At 41.8% G+C, this 23538-nt stretch carries 24 protein-coding genes and 1 tRNA gene; 17 read left to right on the top strand and 8 right to left on the bottom strand.

Features of this window, described 5'->3' with window-relative positions:
• The first annotated feature begins 357 nt into the window (after positions 1-357).
• The 3 genes from P2G54_RS06060 (at position 358) to nagB (ending at position 3368) form a co-directional block, all read left to right on the top strand.
• On the top strand, positions 358-1941 hold the full coding sequence (locus tag P2G54_RS06060) for a calcineurin-like phosphoesterase family protein (protein ID WP_345795462.1): 1584 nt from the start codon (positions 358-360) through the stop codon (positions 1939-1941).
• A gap of 117 nt (positions 1942-2058) precedes the next feature.
• Entirely contained in the window at positions 2059-2310 is a 252-nt protein-coding gene (locus tag P2G54_RS06055) for a hypothetical protein (RefSeq protein WP_275869199.1), read from the top strand.
• Positions 2311-2555: 245 nt separating this feature from the next.
• Positions 2556-3368 carry a glucosamine-6-phosphate deaminase gene (gene nagB, locus P2G54_RS06050; protein ID WP_275869197.1) on the top strand — a complete coding sequence of 271 codons (813 nt, stop codon included), beginning with the start codon at positions 2556-2558 and terminating at the stop codon, positions 3366-3368.
• 184 nt (positions 3369-3552) lie between these two features.
• Here the strand turns inward: nagB and P2G54_RS06045 are convergent.
• The 4 genes from P2G54_RS06045 to mltG all read right to left on the bottom strand — a co-directional run bounded on the left by P2G54_RS06045 (position 3553) and on the right by mltG (position 6263).
• Positions 3553-3637 (bottom strand) — tRNA-Ser (locus P2G54_RS06045).
• A 178-nt stretch (positions 3638-3815) separates the two neighbouring features.
• Positions 3816-4799 (bottom strand): YihY/virulence factor BrkB family protein, encoded by a 984-nt coding sequence (locus P2G54_RS06040; protein WP_275869195.1) that lies wholly within the window; start codon positions 4797-4799, stop codon positions 3816-3818.
• 13 nt (positions 4800-4812) lie between these two features.
• Positions 4813-5217 (bottom strand): thioesterase family protein, encoded by a 405-nt coding sequence (locus P2G54_RS06035; RefSeq protein ID WP_275869193.1) that lies wholly within the window; start codon positions 5215-5217, stop codon positions 4813-4815.
• Positions 5218-5219: 2 nt separating this feature from the next.
• Positions 5220-6263: an endolytic transglycosylase MltG gene (gene mltG, locus P2G54_RS06030; RefSeq protein ID WP_275869191.1), complete on the bottom strand. Its 1044-nt coding sequence runs from the start codon at positions 6261-6263 to the stop codon at positions 5220-5222.
• A 150-nt stretch (positions 6264-6413) separates the two neighbouring features.
• Here mltG and P2G54_RS06025 point away from each other — a divergent pair, with 150 nt between their 5' ends.
• The 4 genes from P2G54_RS06025 (at position 6414) to P2G54_RS06010 (ending at position 10770) form a co-directional block, all read left to right on the top strand.
• Complete coding sequence (locus P2G54_RS06025) at positions 6414-6800, top strand: (deoxy)nucleoside triphosphate pyrophosphohydrolase (RefSeq protein WP_275869189.1); 387 nt, start codon at positions 6414-6416, stop codon at positions 6798-6800.
• A 13-nt stretch (positions 6801-6813) separates the two neighbouring features.
• Entirely contained in the window at positions 6814-7443 is a 630-nt protein-coding gene (locus P2G54_RS06020; RefSeq protein ID WP_275869188.1) for an L-threonylcarbamoyladenylate synthase, read from the top strand.
• A gap of 83 nt (positions 7444-7526) precedes the next feature.
• Complete coding sequence (locus tag P2G54_RS06015; RefSeq protein ID WP_275869186.1) at positions 7527-8150, top strand: WbqC family protein; 624 nt, start codon at positions 7527-7529, stop codon at positions 8148-8150.
• 82 nt (positions 8151-8232) lie between these two features.
• Positions 8233-10770 (top strand): ATP-dependent Clp protease ATP-binding subunit, encoded by a 2538-nt coding sequence (locus P2G54_RS06010; RefSeq protein ID WP_275869184.1) that lies wholly within the window; start codon positions 8233-8235, stop codon positions 10768-10770.
• Between the two features lie 71 nt (positions 10771-10841).
• On the opposite strand, the gene P2G54_RS06005 is transcribed toward P2G54_RS06010, so the two are convergent.
• The 3 genes from P2G54_RS06005 to polX form a co-directional block, all read right to left on the bottom strand.
• Positions 10842-11309 (bottom strand): hypothetical protein, encoded by a 468-nt coding sequence (locus P2G54_RS06005; protein ID WP_275869183.1) that lies wholly within the window; start codon positions 11307-11309, stop codon positions 10842-10844.
• Between the two features lie 168 nt (positions 11310-11477).
• Positions 11478-11765: a hypothetical protein gene (locus P2G54_RS06000; protein ID WP_275869181.1), complete on the bottom strand. Its 288-nt coding sequence runs from the start codon at positions 11763-11765 to the stop codon at positions 11478-11480.
• Positions 11766-11900: 135 nt separating this feature from the next.
• Positions 11901-13595 carry a DNA polymerase/3'-5' exonuclease PolX gene (gene polX / locus P2G54_RS05995; RefSeq protein ID WP_275869179.1) on the bottom strand — a complete coding sequence of 565 codons (1695 nt, stop codon included), beginning with the start codon at positions 13593-13595 and terminating at the stop codon, positions 11901-11903.
• 175 nt (positions 13596-13770) lie between these two features.
• On the opposite strand from polX, the gene P2G54_RS05990 reads away from it, so the two are divergent.
• Genes P2G54_RS05990 through P2G54_RS05975 form a run of 4 tightly spaced genes read left to right on the top strand, consistent with a single transcriptional unit; the run spans position 13771 to position 17295 of the window.
• Complete coding sequence (locus P2G54_RS05990; RefSeq protein ID WP_275869663.1) at positions 13771-14169, top strand: EVE domain-containing protein; 399 nt, start codon at positions 13771-13773, stop codon at positions 14167-14169.
• Positions 14166-15785 carry a hypothetical protein gene (locus P2G54_RS05985; RefSeq protein WP_275869177.1) on the top strand — a complete coding sequence of 540 codons (1620 nt, stop codon included), beginning with the start codon at positions 14166-14168 and terminating at the stop codon, positions 15783-15785. Before P2G54_RS05990 ends, P2G54_RS05985 begins: the two co-directional genes overlap by 4 nt.
• A 32-nt stretch (positions 15786-15817) precedes the next feature.
• Entirely contained in the window at positions 15818-16366 is a 549-nt protein-coding gene (gene pyrR / locus P2G54_RS05980) for a bifunctional pyr operon transcriptional regulator/uracil phosphoribosyltransferase PyrR (RefSeq protein ID WP_275869176.1), read from the top strand.
• A gap of 2 nt (positions 16367-16368) precedes the next feature.
• The gene (locus P2G54_RS05975) at positions 16369-17295 is read left to right on the top strand and encodes an aspartate carbamoyltransferase catalytic subunit (protein ID WP_275869174.1); all 927 of its coding nucleotides are present in this window, start codon (positions 16369-16371) and stop codon (positions 17293-17295) included.
• Positions 17296-17308: 13 nt separating this feature from the next.
• On the opposite strand, the gene P2G54_RS05970 is transcribed toward P2G54_RS05975, so the two are convergent.
• Positions 17309-17536 (bottom strand): hypothetical protein, encoded by a 228-nt coding sequence (locus P2G54_RS05970; protein WP_275869172.1) that lies wholly within the window; start codon positions 17534-17536, stop codon positions 17309-17311.
• Positions 17537-17786: 250 nt separating this feature from the next.
• Here P2G54_RS05970 and P2G54_RS05965 point away from each other — a divergent pair, with 250 nt between their 5' ends.
• Genes P2G54_RS05965 through trpB form a run of 6 tightly spaced genes read left to right on the top strand, consistent with a single transcriptional unit; the run spans position 17787 to position 23498 of the window.
• Entirely contained in the window at positions 17787-19199 is a 1413-nt protein-coding gene (locus tag P2G54_RS05965; protein WP_275869170.1) for an anthranilate synthase component I family protein, read from the top strand.
• A 13-nt stretch (positions 19200-19212) separates the two neighbouring features.
• A complete protein-coding gene (locus P2G54_RS05960; RefSeq protein WP_275869169.1) occupies positions 19213-19779 on the top strand; it encodes an aminodeoxychorismate/anthranilate synthase component II in 567 nt (188 codons plus the stop codon).
• A 48-nt stretch (positions 19780-19827) separates the two neighbouring features.
• A complete protein-coding gene (trpD, locus tag P2G54_RS05955; protein ID WP_275869167.1) occupies positions 19828-20838 on the top strand; it encodes an anthranilate phosphoribosyltransferase in 1011 nt (336 codons plus the stop codon).
• A gap of 9 nt (positions 20839-20847) precedes the next feature.
• Positions 20848-21669, top strand: coding sequence for an indole-3-glycerol phosphate synthase TrpC (gene trpC, locus P2G54_RS05950; protein WP_275869166.1), 822 nt, complete (start codon positions 20848-20850; stop codon positions 21667-21669).
• Positions 21669-22298, top strand: a complete 630-nt coding sequence (locus P2G54_RS05945; RefSeq protein ID WP_275869164.1) for a phosphoribosylanthranilate isomerase — start codon at positions 21669-21671, stop codon at positions 22296-22298. The genes trpC and P2G54_RS05945 overlap by 1 nt, the downstream gene beginning before the upstream one ends.
• Before the next feature lie 21 nt (positions 22299-22319).
• A complete protein-coding gene (gene trpB, locus P2G54_RS05940) occupies positions 22320-23498 on the top strand; it encodes a tryptophan synthase subunit beta (RefSeq protein ID WP_275869162.1) in 1179 nt (392 codons plus the stop codon).
• The last annotated feature ends 40 nt before the right edge of the window (positions 23499-23538 follow it).

The raw sequence follows: 23538 nt of genomic DNA, 5'->3' as shown, positions 1-23538 counted from the left end.
GAGTATTTGTATTAAAAGTGAAACAAAGACGGGAATATCATTTCCGATCCAAAAAACAATTTCTATGAAACTTTACAATCACCTAAAGTCGAGCAGTTCTTTCTTCGTGATGTTAGTTTAATTCCTGCTTGAACACCAATCTATTTCGGGGAAAAAGGGAAATCAATCAGTTGGTTTTGGAGGACTGGAAAAAAGTTGAAGGGAATTCATTCTGCAAATCGTTTATTGGTTTTGAAACAGGGAATTCCAGTAAAAATGAAATAATAAATGCTTAAACTAAACCGGGAAGAAACTTAACAGTGTCTCTATATTTTTGAAAACCTGTGATTCTCTACTGGGATTTGAAAACAATATTGAATGTCTATAATGAAAATGAAAAAACTATATATGCTAGGAGGAGTGCTAATGATAATTGGGGCTCCTTTATTCGCTCAAGACCTTGCTAAGGGACAGGTATTTGTGGATGAGAATACCAATGGTAAAAAAGAACGAAAAGAAGTTGGAGTCAGTGGTGTCAGCGTTTCTAATGGAATAGACCTGGTGCAAACTGACGAAAAAGGGTTTTATGAAATTCCCCTTTCGGAGGGGCAGTTGCTGTTTGTTGTCAAGCCTTCTGGGTACGCCATGCCCTTGAATGAGCTCAACCAGCCGAAGTACTATTATATTCATAAACCCCAAGGATCGCCAGAACTTAAATACAAGGGATCCGATCCTACGGGGCCTTTGCCTAAGTCCATTAACTTTCCGCTCTACAAGCAAGAGGAAGGAGAGGAGTTTACGGCTTTGATTTTCGGAGATCCTCAGCCCTATACATTGGAGGAAGTGGGATTCTTTGAAAAAGGGATTGTTGATGAGGTGGAAGGGATAGAAAACGTTGCGTTTGGCCTGTCACTTGGAGACTTAGTAGGGGATGATTTGGAGCTGTTCAAGCCGTATGCGAAAGCCGTGGCCAAGGTTGGATTGCCTTGGTACAATGTAATGGGCAACCATGACCAGAACTACGATGTGACTTCTGATGAATTAGCCGATGAGACCTTTGAAGCTCATTTTGGCCCAAGCACTTATTCCTACAATGTTGGGAAAGTTCACTTTATCATTTTGGATGACATTTTATGGCCGGACCCTAGAGACAATCAAAGCTATTGGGGAGGGATGAGGCCCGATCAGCTTCAATTTGTAAAAAATGATCTTCAATTCGTACCAAAGGACCATTTGATTGTGTTGGCCATGCATATCCCTCTTTCAGAAGAGGGGGACAGTTTCCGAGATGAGGACAGACAGTTTTTGTTTGATGTATTAAAGGACTACCCATACACCTTGTCACTTTCTGCCCATACTCATTTGCAGAAACAGGACTTTTTCTTTCAAAAAGATGGATGGGCTCAATCCACTCCTCATCATCATTACAATGTCGGAACCACATCAGGGGATTGGTATAAAGGCGTGTTGAATGTAAAAGGTGTGCCTGTTTCTACTATGCGAGACGGAACACCAAAGGGCTATGCATTGATTGATTTTGATGGGAATTCCTATAAAGTACGCTATCAGGTGGCCGGTAAGTCCAGTGATTACCAGATGGAAATTTTTGCTCCAAAAGTACTTGAGTTTGGTAAAGGAACTTCCGCAGGAATTTTTGTGAATTTCTTTATGGGCTCTCAGGGAGATGAGGTGATGGTGAAAATTGGAGAAGGTGAATGGAGAAAAATGACCCAAGTGGAGGATTATGATCCGGCCTATTTGGTGGATTTGTTTTCTTGGGATACCTCCGAGGAATTGCTAAATGGACGTCGACCCTCTAATCCTCAAGCAAGCAAGCACCTGTGGAGGATAGGTATTCCGGCTAACCTTCCGGAGGGAGAACATGTGATCAAAATAAAAGCGACTGACCGTTTTGGTCAGATGCATTTTGGTGAAAAGATTATGTCTGTAAAGAGAAAATAAGAGGTATTGGAATTAAAGCTTTACAATCCCGGGAAGGTAAATTTTTCCGGGATTTTTTCTTTCCGGTACTCGTGCCCTAACTTGCCTTTCCATCCTAAAACAAATCTATTCTCTGCCATGTTTGACGGTCCAGATTATCCACAGGCTCTTGATGAATCCCTTTTTGACTCTTGGTTTGAAATGGGTCGTTCCAGAAAGATTCCCTATGCATATATGCTGATTATTTGGGATGATATAGAATCAAAATACCAGCCGGTATTTGTGGAAAGTAGAGAGGAAATTCAAGATTACGAGCCCTATGGAAGTAGCCCGGGCCAGCAACTGCTTATAGCGGCCTATGATTTGTATTCGGAGTCAAAGATTGCATAATCACTGTTTTTTTACCTCAGTATTTTTTCGAAGGGGAATAGAATTGAAAATTACCTTTGTCATTGAAGGGCTTTAAAAGCCACATTGTGTGATCCAAATGGATTTGGATTACGTTGATTTATGATTTTTTGAGCAGCGTTGGTCTGAAATACCAATCCGGTTTTTTAAAATTATTTTATTTTTATGAGATTGTTTATGTGAAAATTTAGATAAACTTTGACGTCCAATTAAAAAATATTTGATAAATGAGACTGCTCATCCAGGATGATTATGAGATGCTATCAAAGTGGGTAGCGGAATACATTGTTGCGAAAATCCAAAGGCATCAAGAAAGAAGTTCTACGCCTTTTGTTCTTGGATTGCCTACAGGTTCTTCGCCATTGGGCACCTACAGAGAGCTGATTCGTATTCATAAAGATGGCAGAGTTTCCTTCAAAAATGTCATCACTTTCAACATGGATGAATATGTAGGGTTGCCTGAATCCCATCCAGAGAGTTATCACTCATTTATGTATATCAACTTTTTTGATCACATTGATATCCCTAGAGAAAACATACATATTTTGAATGGAAACTGTGAGGATTTGGAAGAAGAGTGTAGGCGATATGAGGAAAAAATCAAAGCAGTAGGTGGGATCGACTTATTTCTGGGAGGGATTGGTATAGACGGGCATATTGCCTTTAATGAACCGGGTTCTTCTCTTAGTTCACGAACGAGGGTGAAAACCCTGAACTCGGAAACCAGATTGGTCAATTCCAGATTTTTTGAAAACGATATCAATAAGGTTCCAAAATTGGCGCTTACTGTAGGTGTAGGAACGGTAATGGATGCCAAGGAAGTGCTGATTATCGTTAGCGGTCATCAGAAAGCAAGAGCACTTCACAAGGCTGTAGAAGGTGGAGTGTCTCACATGTGGACCATCAGTGCTCTTCAATTGCATCCCAAATCGATGATCGTATGTGATGAGGCAGCGACAGATGACTTAAAGGTTGCGACTTATAAGTATTTCAAGGACATAGAACAGAACCGAATTGAAAACCGGCATAAGGTCAAATAGGCTTTCTGAGAATCTCTTCGGGAAGTTATTTACCTGACTTTTTTACAGCAGTCCAGTTTTGTGCCTGTTCCAAGGTCTCTATACTCGGTTTTGGCTTTACTTCGATTTCACCAAATAATTAAAAAAATCGATTGGGGATAAATGAAAAAAGTCTGACACTTTTCAATGTCAGACTTTTTTTATGCAGAGGAGGAGGGATTCGAACCCCCGGTACCTCGCGGTACAACGGTTTTCAAGACCGCCGCAATCGACCACTCTGCCACTCCTCTGTGATCTTTGCTGATTCCGAAGCCGATTTGTGTCGTTTCGGTTTGCAAAAGTATAATGAAACTCAACTTTTGCAAAATGCTTTTCATCTTTTTGTCCTAAGTCCCTGATTTTTCAATCATTATTTTTTAAAAATGGTAGGGACAAGGTAAATCTGTTCCCCGTCAAGAGTTAAGCTTTTTAATCTGTGTCTTTTTCGGATAGAGGGTGGTAAGTGTCCAGCCCTTCATTTTGCCGGTTCTTTTTTTCCTCATCGATCAAATCTAGAGTCACATTGACCTCGAAGGAAATCAATACAATCAAGGAAGTGATATACAGCCAAAGCATCAATCCCAATAGCGTTCCGATAGACCCATACAATTTGTTGTAGCTAGCGAAATTGTTGAGATAAAAGCTAAAAACATAGAACCCCAAAGTGATCAGAAGTCCGGCAATATTGGCGCCTATTGAGAAGAAATGCCATTTGTCGTGAACAGCAGGGGCATTTCTGAAGATAAATGCAGTGGTAAAATAAAATACCATCAGAAGTACCAGGAATTTTAGGGCATTAAACAAAAATATCACAAACCCGGAATTGAAAAGCTGGAGTTCATCAACCCGGTTGATGGCGATATTCCCAAAAATCATAATGGTACTTGCCAGACAGATCGACAGCACCAGAATCATAACAATATTGACTGCGATCAGACGACTTTTGAAAAAGCCCCTATTTTCATTGGTCTGATACACGGAATTGAAAGAACTCATCATAGAGATGACACCCTGTGTGGAAGCATACAGCGCGAAGAAAAAGCCCAATGAAAGAAGACTCTGTCTAGGTCTGGAAATAATATCGCTGATGGTATGTTCAACCTGCACATAAAGACCTCCTGGAAGAATCTCTTCAATGAAAATGAGGATGTTTTCTGTGGTCACATAAGGAAAAAAATCCTGTAGATAGGGAATTAAGTTGAGCAGGAACAGAAGTAATGGAAAGAGGGCGATGGTAAAGCTAAAGGCCATGGATCCGGCCCTTTCGGTAATATCGTCCTTATTCAACTGCTTAATGAAAAGCTTTCCTAAATCGTACAGGTTTTTGTCAGGGTCTCCAAAATGGATTTTTTTCAGCCTCTGGGCCTGTTGATCCAGGTGATTCTGAACTTTTCGAATCCTTCTTCTTACCACTTCTGATTTATACTTAAAAATACGGTTTTAATAAAGCTAATAAATTTCCCGGTGGACGGGTGGGTTGATGGCTTTCTTTTTTCAAAAAGGTCAAGGTAGTCCAACCTTCAGTGATCAGTTCATTTTCTTCATTATAAACCTCATATTCAAAGCGAATACGAGCACCTGGGAGGGTTGGGATTTTGGTTTTGATTGTCAGCAACTCATCATATTTCCCGGGTTTGAGGTAGCGGAAGTGGCTCTCCAAAACCGGCATCATGATTCCTTCTTCCTCCATTTGTTTATAAGAAAACCCGATGCTTCGCATAGCCTCGACCCGTGCAACTTCAAAGTACATGGCATAATTGCCATAATACACGTAACTCATTTGGTCTGTTTCTGCGTAGCGTACGCGAATCTGTGTTTCAGCGGTATACATAATCAAAAGATTCGGGCTGCATTCAGGGCGGCTTGATAGCGACGGGCATTGGCATTGTGCTGTGCAAGTGTGGTCGCAAAAGCATGATAACCCGAAAAATCCTCCTTGGCACAGAAATATAAATAGCTGTGTTTCTCTGCGTTCAAAACCGCATCCAGTGAATTGATATCCGGAAGATTGATAGGTCCAGGAGGAAGTCCGGCATATTTGTAGGTATTGTAAGGACTTTCTGTTTCCTTGTGGATATTCAGAACTCGTTTGAGCGAAAAATCCCCCAAGGCAAAAACCAGAGTAGGGTCTGCCTGTAGTGGCATTTTCAAACGCAATCTATTGAGATAAACCCCGGCGATTCTTGGTCTCTCGTCTGCTTTCTGGCTTTCTGCCTGAACAATGCTTGCCAAGGTGGTGACTTCCTTGGGATTCAAACCTATTTTTTGGGCCTTTTCTTTTCTGGCTTCAGTCCAAAAACTCTCATATTCCTTATACATTCTATCAAATAAGGCTTCAGGACTGGTATTCCACCAAACCTCATAGGTATTGGGAATAAACATACCCATGACAGTTTCTTCATTGAAATCAAACTTTCGGATGTAAACCGAGTCCTTCAAAATATTCAAAAACTGTTCCTGTGAAATTTCTAGGTTGGTAGTAATTTTTTCAGCCAGGTCTTCTTTGGTTCTTACATTGTTGAAAGTGATGCGAACTGGAGTTTGGTTTCCGGATCTGAGTAGTCTGACCAGTTCCAAATTGGTCATTTTGGGTTGAATGGTGTAAAGCCCGGGCTTGACCAGTTCCTGATAATCGAGAACTTTGGAAACAAAACCAAAGCTTACTGGGTCATTGATCACCTTGTTTTCGAAAAGTTCGTTGGCTACGTATTGAAAGTTGGCATTACTTGGGATTTTCAACGTATAGGGTTGATCTGATTCAGTCAGGGTGTTGGGACTGTAGAAAACCTGGTAAAAATAAAAGGTCATCGATATTCCCAATACCGAAAAGGAAATCATCAGGATCAGCAGTAGTTTTTTCTTTTTGTCGGCTAGCATAGTGGGCAAAAATAAAGAAATACAATGGAAGTTTGATTTTCTCTTGCTATTGTTCCCATTTCAAAATTCCCCTTGCCTTTTTCCTTTAGCATACTCATTTTGCATACAGTGGAGGGGTCAAGTCAAAAAATAATACCAGTTTCATGTGCCTTGATTTTTCAGGGAGAAAAGGTTTTGGCTGTAAAGCGATCGAAATCCATGCCTTTGGCTGGTTTTTGGGAGTTTCCGGGAGGAAAAATTGAAAAAGGAGAAAGTCCTGAAGAATGTCTAAAACGGGAAATCAAGGAAGAGCTTGCCCTTGAAATTGAGCTAGTCCAACCACTTTCTCCCGTGGAATATACCTATTCAGCACCTACGACTATTCAACTCATTCCTTTTGTAGTTCGGATAAAAGGTGGAGAAATAAAGTTGGCTGAGCACGAAGAGTACAGATGGCTGGGGCAAAAAGAACTTTTTGAAGTAAATTGGGCTCCTGCAGATATCCCTATCGTGGAAGAACTTTCTTCGATATGGGGATGTCTTATAAGTAAACAGTAAAACAAAAAAAATCATGGCTGCTGAATTTATTCGCCTTTATGAGGAAAATCCAGATCCAAGGCGAATCAGACAAATTGTGGAAGTACTCAGAGATGGTGGCGTGGTGATTTACCCAACAGATACTGTCTATGGAATGGGTTGTGATATTACCAACCAACGAGCCGTGGAAAGAATCGCCAAAATCAAAGGCGTAAATCCCAAAAAGCATAATTTTTCCTTCCTCTGTGCGGATCTTAGCGATATAGCCAAATATACCCGTGTGATCGACAAACCTGTTTTCAAAATGATGAAAAAGGCCTTTCCTGGGCCATTTACATTTATTCTTGAGGCGAGTTCTCATGTGCCAAAAATCATGCAGATGAACAAGAAGACTGTGGGAATCCGTGTGCCTGACCACAATGTTCCGCGTATGTTGGTGGAGGAATTAGGGCAACCTATTTTGTCAACTTCTATTCACGATGAGGATGAAGTGGTGGAATATAGCACTGACCCTGAGTTGATTTTTGAAAAGTATCAAAACTTAGTTGACGTAGTCATTGATGGTGGATATGGACAAAATACAGCCTCTACTATTTTGGACTGTACCGGAGAGGAAGTAGAGGTCATAAGACAGGGTTTGGGAGAGTTGGAGGATCTTCTTTGATTCAGTTTTGTCCAAACTGGTTTACCTTTAAAATTTGACTGCCAAATCAAGATTTCGTTAGAATTATAATCTCTGAAGCTTTCATGAACAGAGTAGTTGCGGACCTACATTATTTGCCTTCACTTGAGTACTTCTGTTCAATTATGGAAGCAGATGAACTGATTTTGGTGCCACAGGATCAATATAAGCGGCAGTCCTATTTCAACCGGACCCGAATTTTGCTTGCCAATAAGGTTGAGACCCTTTCGGTGCCCATTGTAGGGAGAAGGCCAAGGCTACCGCAAGGAGAAATCAAGATTGATTTTAGCCAAAAATGGCAAGCTGTGCACCAAAGGGGAATACAAAGTGCCTATGGAAAGGCCCCATTTTATGAATTTTACGCCCCGTATTTCGAAGGGATTTTTGATAGAAAACCGGAAAGGCTTTGGGATTTAAACCTTGAAATGCTGACAATCTGTCTGAAGCTGCTTCAATTACCTGTCAAAATTAGACAATGTGAAAAAATAGAGGAATTAGAGGGAGAAAAGGATATAAGAGGTCTGATTGAGCCCAAAAGCCCTTTTTCAGAGAGACAATTTTATTCCCCAGAGCCTTATCACCAGCTTTTTGGCTCAGACTTTGAGCCCAACCTCAGTATTCTGGATTTGATGTTTTGCGAAGGGCCAGGGGCTAAAAAAATACTTTATAAGTCCGTAAAAAAAGGCTGAACAAACGTTAAAAGCATTGTGTTTTTAAAACAAATTCGGTAACATTTGTACAGGATAATCATTACAATAAGAAAGGAAATAAATGGAAGCAAAATTTTCGAACAGAGTCAAGGAGGTGATCTCTCTCAGTCGCGAAGAAGCTCTTCGCCTGGGACACGATTATATCGGGACAGAGCATCTCTTGCTGGGAATGATTCGCGAAGGGGAGGGTGTTGCTGTTTCCATCCTTAAAAAGCTGGGAGTGCCGCTTGATGAATTGCGAAATTCAATCGAAAGAGCAGTTAAAGGTACAGCAAATCACAATGTAAAAAACATGGCCAACATCCCGCTGACCAGACAGTCAGAGAAGGTGTTGAAAATCACGTATTTGGAAGCTAAGATTTTCAAAAGTCAATTGATAGGAACTGAGCATTTGTTACTTTCTATTCTAAGAGATGAAGAAAATATCGCCACCCAGATTCTGAATAAGTTTGACATCAATTACGATTCGGTGAAAGAAATGCTGGAAATGCAATCTGATCCAGGCATGTCTCCTCGTTCCAAGGCTGAGGCCGAAGATGGGGATGAGGATGGATCGAAATTATTCGGTAGTCCGGGGTCTGGCGGTTCAAGCTCCTCCAAGGGTGCGGCAGAAAAGTCCAGAACACCGGTTTTGGATAATTTTGGCCGTGACCTCACCAAAATGGCGGAAGAAGACAAACTGGATCCTATCATCGGAAGAGAAAAAGAAATCGAGAGAGTGGCTCAGATTCTTTCCAGAAGAAAGAAAAACAACCCGATCCTGATTGGGGAGCCTGGTGTAGGTAAGACTGCTATTGCGGAAGGTTTAGCCTTAAGGATTGTTCAGAAAAAAGTTTCCCGTGTGCTTTTCAACAAGCGGGTGGTGACTTTGGACTTGGCGTCTTTGGTGGCTGGAACCAAATACAGAGGGCAGTTTGAAGAGAGAATGAAAGCTGTGATGAACGAGCTGGAAAAATCTCCAAATGTGATTCTTTTCATCGACGAATTGCATACCATCGTTGGAGCAGGTGGAGCTTCCGGTTCCCTGGATGCGTCCAATATGTTCAAACCTGCATTGGCCCGTGGAGAAATCCAATGTATAGGTGCCACTACCTTAGATGAATACAGGCAGTATATTGAGAAAGACGGTGCCTTGGCACGTCGATTCCAGATGGTAATGGTTGATGCTACTTCCCCTGAAGAAACCGTTCAGATTTTGAACAATATCAAGGATAAGTACGAAGATCATCACAATGTCATCTATACCGATGAAGCAATCGAGGCTTGTGTGAAATTGTCAGACCGATATATTTCTGACAGGTTCTTGCCTGATAAAGCTATAGATATCTTGGATGAAGCCGGAGCCCGTGTGCATATCAACAATATCCATGTGCCGGAAGATATCCTGAAACTGGAAGCTGAAGTGGAGAACATCAAAACGGAGAAAAACCGTGTGGTGAAATCCCAGAAGTATGAAGAAGCCGCTCAGTTGAGAGACAAGGAAAAGAAACTTCTTGAGCAACTGGAGTTGGCAAAAGTTCGATGGGAAGAAGAAAGTAAATCCAAGCGCTTTACAGTGGATGAGGATAATGTGGCTGAAGTGATCGCGATGATGACAGGAATTCCTGCCAAGCGAATCGCTCAAAACGAAGGTGCCAAACTGCTCAACATGAATGAGGAGCTAAGCTCAAAAGTCATCGGACAGAATGAGGCTATTAAGAAGTTGACGAAGGCAATTCAGCGAACCAGAGTGGGATTGAAGGATCCTAAGAAACCAATCGGTTCTTTTATCTTCCTTGGTCCAACTGGTGTAGGTAAAACTGAGTTGGCAAAAACGCTTGCAACGTATTTGTTTGACAAAGAGGATGCCCTGATAAGAATAGACATGTCTGAATACATGGAGAAGTTTTCCGTTTCCAGATTGGTAGGAGCGCCTCCAGGTTATGTAGGATATGAAGAGGGAGGACAATTGACTGAGAAAGTCCGAAGAAAGCCTTATTCTGTGGTTTTGTTGGACGAGATTGAAAAAGCCCATCCAGATGTATTTAATATCCTTTTGCAGGTGCTGGATGACGGTATTTTGACCGACGGATTGGGAAGACGAGTGGACTTCAGAAATACCATCATTATCATGACTTCCAATATTGGGGTTCGTGACTTAAAGGATTTCGGTGCAGGTATCGGTTTTGCCAGTAAGGCCAAGCAGGAAAGTATGGATGATATTATGAAATCCACTATTCAATCTGCATTGAAAAAGGCCTTCAGTCCTGAATTCCTCAACCGATTGGATGATGTGGTGGTGTTTAACTCCTTGAGCAAAGAGGATATCTTTAAGATCATCGATATTTCCTTGAATAAGCTATTCCACAGAATCACCGATTTGGGATATAAAATAGAATTGACCGAGAAAGCCAAGGAATTCTTGGCGGAAAAAGGATACGACCAGCAATATGGTGCCCGTCCTTTAAACCGGGCAATTCAGAAATATTTGGAAGATGCCATCGCTGAGGAAATCCTGAAAGGGGACCTTTCCGAAGGGGATGTAATTACAGCCGATTATGATGGCAAAGGAAGTGAGCTGAGTATTTCGGTGAAGAAAAAAGAGAAAGCAGAGGAATAAAACCTGCTTTCAAAATAAAAACCCCGAGTCAGTACTGATTCGGGGTTTTGTTTTTTTATGGAGTTTAATTTCTATCTGGAAAAGAATAGACGGGTGATGAAAATCCCCTGTCCATCTTCAGACCCTGAATTACTTTCCACGCCGGAAGTCACAAAAGTTAGTTTCCAGCCTTCTGCCAATAAATTGTTGATCTTGGATGCAATGACTGCATCATTCGAGGCAATATTCTGGAAGTTGATGCCTGCTGCCGAAAAAAAGTTGAGCAACTTGGTTTCTTCCAGTTCATCTACCTTGATGTCCTTTCTGTCAATTTCTTTTTGATTGCTCTTTTTTCCATCTGTTCTTTCAGTGGCAAATTGGTTGGAGTCCACCTGAGTTTGAGTGTCAATAATTCTTGACCTTCCAAGCCCCATTGGAACAATGGATTCTACTACCGTGACAATTTTAAATTCCTGATAGGAGGCGGTAGAAACTTCCTGCGCAAAAATGCTGTGGTTGAGGGCAAATACTGCAACTAGCCCTAAAATCAATTTTTTCATAGTTGGTAAAATTTTAAACATTCACCCAAACGGCAATTCCATTTCAAAGGTTTGAGTTTTTAAAATAAAGTCCTTTGGGATGGGTATGTTTCTTGCCAACCTGTCTTAAAAAAATGCCAGATTATAGAAAAAGTCAGCAGTTATAAGAAGTGGGCTAGATGCTGAATTTTAAATAGAAAGGATGAAGAACAGCAGAGAAACACCCAAAATCAGAGTCATGACTTTCGCTTTTTCCAAATCCTCCTTGTTTACCTTTCTCCTGCGTAAAACTAAGACTGACAAACTCAATCCAATCAACTGAAGTAAAAGGGCTACACCATTAAGCGGGCCCATGGGGGCTTGGATAAAAAAGAAATTGGAATTCAGAATGGATAAGGTTCCCAGAACAATCCCGGTGATTCCGAATAAAAAAGAGCGCTGTAAGAGTACGCCCTCAGGCTGATTGGTCCATTTCATGATAAAATCGAATTGGGCGAAGATACGGATTAGGCTAGAAATACGATGTGTGAGAGTCTAATTATTGGGATGCTTTTTCAGAAAATGAAAAGCGCTGCCCAATTTTGGGCAGCATGAGTGACTTTTGTTTGGGGTTTACTTTTTCTTTCTTTTTTCAAAGTAGCTTTCAATTTCCTTAGCGGAAAGCGCATTCAAAGTCATTTCCTTGGTCAATCCTCCTTTCCTTCCGGTAAGCACACCGTATTTCATGTCGGCATATCCTTCCATTTCATGAGCATCTGGATTAATGGAAAGCATAACGCCTTTTTCCATTGCATAATGCACCCATCTCCAATCTAAATCCAGTCTCCATGGATTGGCATTGATCTCGATCACCACATTATGCTTTGCACAAGCATCTATGATTGCCCTGTGGTCAATTGGGTAGCCAGCTCTTCTGAGTAATAATCTTCCTGTAGGATGGCCTAATATGGTTGTATAGGGGTTTTCTATGGCAGTCAAAAGTCGGGAAGTTGCCCGCTTGATGTCCATATTCAGGATGGAGTGAACGGAGGAAACGATGAAATCAAAGCTAGCCAAAATATCCTCTTCATAGTCCAAGCTTCCATCTGCTAGAATGTCACTTTCTATCCCTTTGAATATTTTGAATGGAGCCAGTTCTTTGTTGAGTTCATCTATCTCTGCATGTTGTTTCTGGATTTTTTCGACTTCCAGACCGCCAGCATAAAATGCCGAACGGCTATGATCCGAAATTCCTAAATACTCATAGCCCAGTTTTTTACAGTATTCAGCCATTTGGCGTAGACTGTGTTTTCCGTCGCTATAAGTCGAGTGATTGTGTAGGATTCCGATGAGGTCATTCTCCTCCAAGAGACGCGGGATTTTGTGTTCCTTGGCCATTTCCACTTCTCCGTATCCTTCCCTCATTTCTACCGGAATAAATTGGAGATCGTTTTTCGCGAAAAATTCCTCCTCAGAATTGAAGTCTTTTTGCTTCAGTTTCTCACCAATCGTATCCTTTCCGTCAATAATGGTTTCCAGAAAGTGCTTGGAAGCCGAAGAAGCTATCTTTTTCCAAAGAAAATCGGCCTGCTCGCAAAATTGCACTTCTATTTTCAGGTCTTCATCTTTCAACTTCCCTCTCCATACCCGAGGACCCGAAGCAGCCCAGTCCCAAGAAATATGCGCAGCTTTTTTCAATTTGTCTTTTTCCGTGGAGGAGTTGCTGCCTATCAAAAAATCAGCACTGGAAATAATCTCCATTCTCCTTGCAAAATCACCAATCACGGCCAGATCAACGTTTGGGAGGAGTTTCTTAAGATCATCTAGTAAATTTTCGATTATTTCCTCTACATCCGCAAACAGCCATTTGCCTTCGTTGGATGCTTTAAATTCCAGGTTTTGAATGATGGTGTCTTGGGTTTTTTCTCCGAATCCCTTGATTTTGGCAACTTTTCCAGATTGGCAAGCTTCCATCAATTCATGGGTAGAAGTGATGCCCAGTTCTTCCCAAAGAGCCTTCACTTTTTTGGGGCCGAGTCCTTTGATTTGAAGAACTTCCAAGATTCCCTGTGGAGTTTTCTCAATTAACTCATCCAGAAGGTCGAAACTTTCTCTTTCCTTCAATGAACGGATGGCTTCTAGAATACTTTTTCCCACTCCTTGTATTTGGCTGAGTTCTTCTTCGCTAAGCTCCATGATATCCTGATCACCCCGTTCCAGGGAGTTCAAGGCAGATTGGTAACTCCTGATTTTAAAGCTGTTTTCTTCATGAAGCTCCATAAGTTGGATGCAGAGCTTCAGTTTTTTAAGAATATTCTTGTGGTCCAAAATTTTTTTTAGTTTTCATTAGGAGATATAGACAAATGTCTTCAATTATTATTTCAATTTAAAGTCTGAAGGTTTTAACTTAAAATCCAATCTGTCACCTGGGAGTACTCTGGATGTAAAAAATCGGGTGAAGGCAAAGATTGCTAAAGTGTGTCTAACCTTTTTCCTTATGAGCATGAACTATTGGATGGTGAAAAGCGAACCGGGATCTTACTCCTGGGATGATTTTGTAAAAATAGAGGAGGAGGTCTGGGATGGGGTCCGAAACTACCAGGCCCGAAATTATCTCCGAGAGATGAAATTGGGAGAGCTGGTTTTATTTTACCACAGTGGTAAGGATAAAGAAGTTGTCGGAATCGCGGAGGTCTCAGAGGAAGCTTTTCCAGACCCCAAAGATGAAGCCTGGACGGCAGTGAAGCTCAAGGTGAAAAAAGCCCTTAACCAGCCTGTGACTTTAGCCCAGATCAAATCTGAAGATCGTCTGTCGGAATTACCCATGTTAAAACAGAGTCGGCTTTCTGTTCTGCCAGTCGGAAAAGAGGAGTTTGACTTAATCCTCAAAATGGGTTCATGAGAAGGGTTGGAATTCTATTGGTCTTCCTCTTTTGGGGAATTGCCTCACAGGCTCAAGTGAAATACGTTGCTCGTTTCGAAGTAGAAACAGATTTTTTTGATCCAGTTTTTGAAACTGTCAATACTGCAAATGGGCTGGTTTCTTTTCGGACCCTTCAGAAAAAAGTATTGGGTTCAGACAGGACATTTCAATATTTTATTTCTGATGAAAACCTAAACAGCAAGGGCATAATTGAACTTCCTGCAAGGGAAGGTTATGATATGGTGGGCTACGATACCTACGGTAAGTTCTTGTACATTCTGTTTCAGAGAGGCTATTCTCTCAATGCAGAAAAATATGTGCTTCAAATTGATCTAGAAACTGGCCAAGGGTTTGAATATCTGGTCAATAATGTTCTAGAAATGGAGTTGGTTGAGTTTTTCGTACAGGAGGATAGGGTGATTTTTTTAGGGAACTCTGAAGGGAGACCCGCAATTCAGGTTTATAACCTCACCGACAAAAGGCTCAACACCATTCAGGGGATTTATGGAAACAATACCCAAATTCTTCAAATCCAAAAAATGCCTGATGTATTGGCATTTGAGGTGGTTTTGAGTAGAAAAGGGAAATATAAGGATGTGGAAATTAGTATAAACACCTATGATTTGGACGGTAATTTACTGAGGAGTATTCAGGTGGAGGAGTTTGGGGAGTCTGGTCAGGAAATCATGGATGCGCTCCTAGTTCCTAAAAAGAATTACGGACAGATGATGGTAGGGGCCTTTGGATTAGAGAGAAGAGATTCCTATCAAGGCATGTACCTGATGGATATTAATGAATTTGGAGAGTATGGAACCAAGTTCTACACCCTGGAGGATTTCCCTAACTTTTATAATTACATGACCGAAAAATCGAAGATTCGTAAAGACAAGGAAGTTCTCAAGGAAATCGATAAAAATAAAATTCCATCCATCCGAAATGTGTATTCAATTCGAATGGCAAGACAGATGGATGATGGCTACTATTTCTATTTGGATCATTACGATGTGATCAACCCCAGAGGAAGTTACAGAAATCCTTATTCTGCAAGTTCAATTGGAACATTGGACAGATTGAGCAGGATGCGATATGGTCTGCCTTCCACAGATCCCTTTTATAGCAACCGGTATCCTGTTGGAGGTTCATATCAGGTACAAACAGAGTATAATTACATTTCTGCTCATTTCGTCAAACTGGGATCAGAAGGACAGGTTCTTTGGGACAATGCCGCAACCTATGATGATTTGAGTACTGTCTACCCAATGGGCTTTGGGGAAGTTGCTATCATCGGGGATGAACTTTATCATGCCTATGTTAAAGACAAGTCCATCCTATTGGCCTATTTTAAAAATGGGGAAAAGATATTTGACAATCTGGACTTTGAAATCGATTTGATCAATGAAAATGAACGGATCGCGGATACCAATTCGGAAACCCTTCAACTTGTGCATTGGTATGATCGGTATTATATTTTAAGTGGTACACAGAGGGTTAGGTATCAGGACGAAAGTGGAGCGGGTAAAAGCCGTGAGGTTTTTTTTCTAACCAAAGTGCTTGTTGCCGGCGATTTGTATGAGCCGGAGGACAGCCCGAAATAGAATTTATTTATATTTACAGGCAAATTGACCCCATGCATAAAAGGCTCGTACTAGACCAGGAACAGATCGGGATCATTCTCAGGAGATTCTGCCATCAACTCATCGAAAACCACGATAATTTCGAAAATACCGTTCTTTTGGGACTTCAGCCCCGAGGAACTATTTTGTTGGACCAATTGGTGCCAGTCCTGGAAGAAATTTCAGGAGTGAAGGTGCTTTCCGGCTATTTGGATGCAACTTTCCACAGAGACGATTTTCGTAGGAGAGATTTTCCCCTAAAGGCAAATGAGACAAAAATTGATTTTTTGGTAGAGGGGAAAAAGGTGATTCTGGTGGATGATGTGCTCTACAAGGGGCGCTCCGTAAGAGCTGCCATGGATGCCATGATCGCATTTGGTAGGCCTCAGAAAGTGGAATTAATGGTGTTGGTGGATCGAAAACTAACCCGTGATTACCCTATCATGCCTGATTATTTCGGGATCAGGGTCAATACCCTCGAATCCCAATACGTTGTCGTCGAATGGGAAAATCAAGGGCAGGAAAAAGACGCAGTTTGGATCACAGAGAAAGTTAAAAGCTAATCATGTCGCAACTCAGCACACGCCACTTATTGGGTATCAAAGACCTTACACCGGAAGATATCCATCTGATTCTTGATACAGCTGCCAATTTCAAGGAAGTCATCAATAGACCGATCAAAAAAGTTCCTTCATTGAGGGATATTACCATAGCCAATGTTTTTTTTGAGAATTCCACTAGGACCAGGCTTTCTTTTGAACTAGCGGAAAAGCGCCTGTCTGCAGATGTGATCAATTTCTCCTCTAGTAATAGTTCTGTGAAAAAAGGGGAGACTTTGGTGGATACAGTCAATAATATTTTATCCATGAAAGTCGATATGGTGGTCATGAGACACAGCAGTCCAGGAGCTCCCCACTTTCTTTCCAGAAATGTATCGGCCAATATTGTCAATGCAGGGGATGGAACACATGAGCACCCTACACAAGCCTTGTTGGATGCTTATTCCATGAGGGAAAAATTGGGAGATCTTCATGGTAAAAAGATTGCCATCATCGGTGATATCCTGCATTCCCGTGTAGCCCTTTCCAATATTTTCTGCCTTCAGAAACTCGGTGCGGAAGTGATGGTTTGCGGGCCGATTACCTTACTTCCAAAGCATATTGCCAGCTTGGGGGTCAAAGTGGAATTGGATGTGAAAAAAGCTCTGGAATGGTGCGATGTAGCTAATGTGCTACGTATTCAGCTCGAGCGCCAGCAAATCAAGTATTTTCCAAGTTTGCGAGAATATTCCCTTTATTACGGGATCAACAAAAAGCTGCTTCAGGAATTGGATAAAGAGATCGTGATCATGCATCCCGGGCCAATCAACCGTGGAGTGGAACTCAGTTCCGATGTAGCGGACTCCGAGCATTCCATTATTCTTCACCAAGTTGAAAATGGGGTGGCCGTACGGATGGCCGTGCTCTACCTTCTTGCCGGAGTGAAAGGATAAAGTTTCCGCCGATTTAGGCTTTGGCTAGCTGAAGCTGAAATTCAAGAGGGCTACATGTCTGGAATTCGTCTACTTCCAGATCTTCAAAAATTTCTTCATCGAAGGTCATTTCGGTTTTTTCCACTGATCCATCAGGGTGGATGATGAGTTCTATCCCTGTATAATCAGCAGGATTGACCATGACCAAAACCTGATAATCCTCAAAAACACGCTTGAAATACTGAGAAATTGCTTTTGCCATCCTTTGTTGTTTGATTTTTTTTCAAAAATAAGTGTAAAATTTTAAAAATATGTTTTGTGAATTAGAGAGGCTTTCTAAATTTGCCATAGTTATATGAAAACAACTGCAAACAAATATTGGTGGTGGCATTCTACATCTTTCCAAGGGAAAGCTCAGAAAGCCGTTGCCTAAATTTTAGAGCAGCAAACAATACTTAAAGGCTTACTGGATTTCCCCGGTAAGCCTTTTTTTATGCAAAAATAAACTTAGCATGAAGCACCTGAAATTTCCTATTCTGACGACCTATCGAAAAAGACTGGCTGATACGATCACCCCTGTTGGGATTTACCTGCAGATCAGGGATAGATTTGCCAATCCCATTTTGCTGGAAAGTTCCGATTATCACGGTCAGGAAAACTCCTATTCCTATATATGTTTTAACCCACTTGCCACTTTTAGCTTCAATGCGGGAAAGGTCGAGGAAAAACTCCCATCGGGTGAAATGATAAAATATGAGGTAGAGGCAAAAAAGCCCCTGATGGATAGTCTTCGTGCTTTTGGGAATAGATTCGATCCTACTCCGGATAAGTTCAAATTTAGCAGCAATGGACTTTTTGGCTATATCCAATACGATACAGTGGGCTGGTTTGAAGATATTAAGCTTCAAAAGACCCAGCCTAATGAGATCCCAATGATGCAGTATTCCATGTATCAGAATATCATCGTGGTGGATCATTACAAAAATGAATTGCATTTATTCGAACATCGGGTGGCTGGTGCTGAGAATCCGGAATACCTAGAGGAGATCGAAACCCTGCTCAATAGCAAAAACATTCCTGCTTATACCTTCAAAAAGGTAGGAGAGGAAGTATCCAACTACACAGATGAAGAGTTTTTGAAAATCCTAAACTCAGGAAGGGAGCATTGCTTCAGAGGAGATGTATTCCAAATCGTATTGTCCCGCCGCTTTACCACGGAATTTAAGGGAGATGAGTTTAATGTGTATAGAGCTCTACGCTCCGTCAATCCTTCTCCTTACCTCTTTTATTTTGATTACGGATCATTCAAGGTGTTTGGAAGTTCGCCAGAAGCTCAAATTGTGGTGAATAACCGAAAAGCTACGATCTATCCAATTGCAGGGACTTTCAGAAGAACAGGAAATGATCAAGAAGACGCGGCTTTGGCTAGGAAATTATACGACGATCCGAAAGAAAATTCAGAACACGTCATGTTGGTTGATCTAGCTCGAAATGACTTGTCCCGCTCTTCCGTAAGCGTAAACGTGGATGTGTTTAAAGAAATCCAGTATTATTCCCATGTCATCCATCTCGTGTCTAAGGTAACTGGAGAACTGCCTGAAGGGGCTAATCCTTTGCAGCTGGTAGCGGATACCTTTCCGGCCGGTACCCTTACAGGAGCGCCGAAGTATAGGGCTATGGAATTGATTGATGAGCTGGAGAATGTTAGTCGGCGGTTCTATGGAGGAGCCATTGGATATCTAGGCTTCAATGGAGATTTCAACCATGCCATTTTGATCCGCTCTTTTGTATCAGAAAACAATCAGCTCCGCTTCCAAGCTGGGGCCGGTGTGGTTGCAAAGTCTTCCATTCCATCGGAATTGCAGGAAGTTGCCAACAAATTGGAAGCATTGAGAGTAGCTCTTCGGGCCGCTGAGAATATTTGAACCTATTGAATTTATGAGAATCCTCGTTTTAGATAATTACGACTCATTCACCTACAATCTGGTATATATTATCAGACAGTTGGGCTATGGAGACCAGATGGATGTCTTTAGAAATGATAAAATCAGCTTGGGGGATGTGGCTAAGTATGATAAAATATTACTGTCTCCGGGTCCTGGAGTTCCTTCTGAAGCTGGAATAATGCCTGCCCTGTTGAAGAAATATTCATCAACCAAGACAATTCTTGGGGTTTGCCTAGGGCATCAGGCTATTGGGGAGGCGTTTGGAGCTAGCTTGATCAACCTCTCTGAAGTTCTGCATGGAGTAGCTTCCCAGGTAACGGTTGAAGAAGATTTGCTTTTCGAAGGGATGCCGGATACGTTTAAAATTGGTAGATACCATTCTTGGGTGATTGATGAATCCACCCTACCTGCTGAATTGGAGGTCATCGCCCGCACCCCGGATAATCAAATTATGGCAATTCGCCATAAACAGTATAATGTCCGTGGAGTGCAATTCCACCCGGAAAGCATTCTGACCGAAAACGGAGTCAAAATCATTAAAAACTGGCTTGAATCCTGAGTGAATAATTCAGTCATTTCCCAAACCCATACCAACCTATAAAAATCAATGAAAGAAATACTCAATCAATTAATTGAACATAAAACACTCTCCCAGGATCAGGCCCGAGAGGTGCTGATCAATTTGACCACCGGTGCTTATAACACCAGTCAGATTGCGGCATTCATGACTGTGTATCTGATGAGAAGTATCACCGTGGAAGAATTAAGAGGTTTCAGGGAGGCTATGCTGGAACAGTGTATTCCCGTTGAAATTTCTGAATATGATGCCATGGACCTATGTGGGACTGGTGGTGATGGAAAAGACACCTTCAATATTTCCACATTGTCTTCTTTTATTGTAGCAGGAGCAGGTCAGAATGTAGCCAAACACGGGAATACAGGGGTTTCTTCCATCTGCGGTTCATCCAATCTGATGTCTTATTTCGGATATGAATTTACCAATGACATTGATAAGATTCGAAAAGGGCTGGATGAGGTAGGGATTTGTTTTCTTCATGCCCCATTATTTCACCCTGCAATGAAGAATGTAGCTCCTATTCGAAAAGAACTTGGAGTAAAGACCTTTTTCAATATGTTGGGACCTATGGTGAACCCAAGTTTTCCCAAAAAGCAGATTGTAGGGGTGTTCAGTTTAGAGCTTGCCCGCCTGTATGGATATTTGTATCAGGAAATGGAGGGAAGGTTTTCCATTGTACATTCCATTGATGGTTACGATGAGATTTCCCTGACCGGACCTTTTAAAATGATTTCCAATAAAGGAGAAAAATTACTTAATCCGGAAAATATCGGCCTTCAAAAATTAGAAGCAGAATCCATTGAAGGAGGGAAAACTGTTGAGGAATCAGCCAAAACTTTTGAAAGAGTTTTGAAGGGTGAAGGAACAGCAAGTCAGAATTCAGTTGTTATTGCCAATGCGGCAGCGGCCCTTGTAACTGCCCGGGAGAATTTGGAATTCCCGGAAGCAGTGGAGATTGCCCGGGAGGTACTGATGAGTGGTAAAGCACTCGAGGTTTTCAATGGATTGGTCAATCCAAAAACAACCGTTTCATTAGCTTAAAGATTATTTATGAATATTTTAGAAAAGATCATTGCGGACAAATACAAGGAGGTAGAGGAGCGAAAAAGCCTTGTGCCGGTAAAGCTGCTGGAGCAAAGCATCTATTTCGATGGGAAAGTAGCGTCCATGAAAAAGTATGTTTCCAATCCTGAAAAATCAGGAATTATTGCAGAATTCAAACGCAAGTCCCCATCCAAAGGTTTGATTAATGCCTCCGCTTCTGTAGAGAAAGTCAGCATTGGGTACATGCAGGCAGGTGCCTCGGCAATGTCGGTACTGACGGACAAGGAATACTTTGGTGGAAGCAACGAGGACCTGAAAATTGCACGGAAATATAATTTCTGTCCCATACTCAGAAAGGACTTCATGGTTGACGAATACCAGATCATTGAAGCCAAGTCCATAGGAGCTGATTGCATCCTGTTGATTGCAGCTGCATTGGAGCCGGAAAAGTTGAAATCCATGGCCTATTTTGCAAAAAGCCTTGGTCTGGAGGTATTGTTGGAGGTGCATGATGGAGAAGAGTTGGATAGAAGCCTTTGTGATGGGATTGATTTGGTCGGGGTAAATAATAGAAACCTGAAGACCTTTGAAGTTTCGATTGATACCTCTCTTGGTCTTCTAAACCAGATCCCCTCAGGTTTTGTGAAGGTGTCTGAAAGCGGGATTTCTGATCCAAAAACTCTTGTTCAATTGAAAAAAGCCGGTTTTGACGGATTCCTGATCGGAGAAAATTTTATGAAGTCGAGCAGGCCTCAACAGGCAGCTTACAACTTTATCAAAGAGTATAAAAGATTGCTGGAAGCAGCAGCTGAACCTAAAAATTCCTAATGGAAATCAAAGTCTGCGGCATGCGTGAACCGGGGAATATCCGGAAGCTCCTGACAGAAGTGAAACCGGATTGGATGGGATTGATATTTTATCCCCCTTCATCCCGGTTTGTTGCGGATGATGCAGCTGCAGAAATTCGTGATTTTCCCGTTCGGAAGGTTGGTGTATTTGTCAATGAGAATGAAGAAGTCATTCTTGATAAAATCAAAAAGTTTGACCTAAAAGCGATACAACTTCATGGGAACGAGAGCCCGGAATTCGTTAGGAATCTTTTCGAAAAAACATCCTGTGAATTATGGAAAGTAGTTTCAGTAAAAGGGGAGGTTCATTGGGAAGATCTGAGAGGGTATTTGCCCTATGTCACTAAGTTTCTCTTCGATACTGCTACATCAGGCCATGGTGGTTCTGGGCAGCAGTTTGATTGGGGAATTTTGGAGACCTACCCTTTTGAGAAAGGGTTTTTATTGAGCGGAGGGCTGGATGAAAGTAGCCCCAAATCCATAAAAGAATTGAAAGTCAAAGTCCCTCAACTGGAAGGGGTGGACTTAAACTCAAAGTTTGAGTTGTCTCCCGGACTGAAGGACATTGAGAAATTGAAGAAATTTAAAAAAGAACTGTTTCAGAATTGAGAACAGTAAAAATGGAAGACTATGATCAGAGTAGATGAAAAGGGGTTTTACGGCAAGTTTGGTGGAGCCTATATTCCCGAAATGCTCCATCCGAATATTGAGGAACTCCGTGAAAATTATGAATCCATCATGGCATCTCCGGATTTTCAGCAGGAATTTCAGATGCTACTAAAAGATTATGTGGGAAGACCAACTCCCCTGTATTATGCATCCAGACTTTCCGAAAGGCATGGGGCTAAAATCTACCTAAAAAGGGAGGATCTTTGCCATACAGGAGCCCACAAGGTGAACAATACCATTGGCCAGATACTTTTGGCCAAAAGGCTGGGCAAAAAGCGAATCATCGCAGAGACAGGTGCAGGTCAACATGGGGTTGCCACTGCGACAGTTTGTGCCTTGATGGGAATGGAGTGTACCGTTTACATGGGAGAGCTGGATATTCATAGGCAACGCCCCAATGTGGAAAGAATGAAAATTCTTGGAGCCAAAGTAGTACCGGCAACCTCCGGTTCCAAAACCTTAAAAGATGCCACGAATGAAGCTATGAGAGCCTGGATCAACAATCCAGTGGATACCCACTACATTATCGGGTCTGTGGTAGGGCCTCATCCCTATCCAGAGATGGTGGCACTTTTCCAATCGGTTATTTCCGAGGAAATTAAATGGCAACTCCAAGAAAAAGAAGGAAGGGAAAACCCAGATGCAGTGATTGCCTGTGTAGGTGGGGGCTCCAATGCCGCAGGGGCTTTTTACCATTACTATGATGTTCCAGAAGTAAGATTGATTGCAGCAGAGGCTGGAGGTTTAGGTGTTCATTCTGGAAAATCAGCAGCGACCACAGCCTTGGGCACTCCTGGAATTCTCCATGGATCAAAAACCATTTTGATGCAGACAGAAGACGGTCAGGTAATTGAGCCTCATTCAATTTCTGCGGGTTTGGATTACCCGGGGATTGGACCTGTTCATGCGCATCTTTTTGATATTGGCAGAGGAGAGTTTTTGGCTGTTGAAGATGAGGATGCAATGAAAGCTGGTATTGAACTGAGCAGGTTGGAGGGAATCATTCCTGCCATTGAGTCTGCCCATGCTTTGCATGCCCTCAATATGATAGAATTCAAAAAAGATGACATCATCGTGGTCAACCTGTCTGGAAGAGGAGACAAGGATCTGGAAACCTATATCAAATGGGGAGGATATTAAGAATGAATTGATGAATTGAGAATGATCAACTTCTAATTCT

It is taken from the genome of Algoriphagus sp. CAU 1675 (assembly GCF_029222925.1).
Taxonomy (GTDB): domain Bacteria; phylum Bacteroidota; class Bacteroidia; order Cytophagales; family Cyclobacteriaceae; genus Algoriphagus.
The sequence above is the reverse complement of the archived record's forward strand: the minus strand, read 5'-3'. Positions and strand labels throughout refer to the sequence as shown.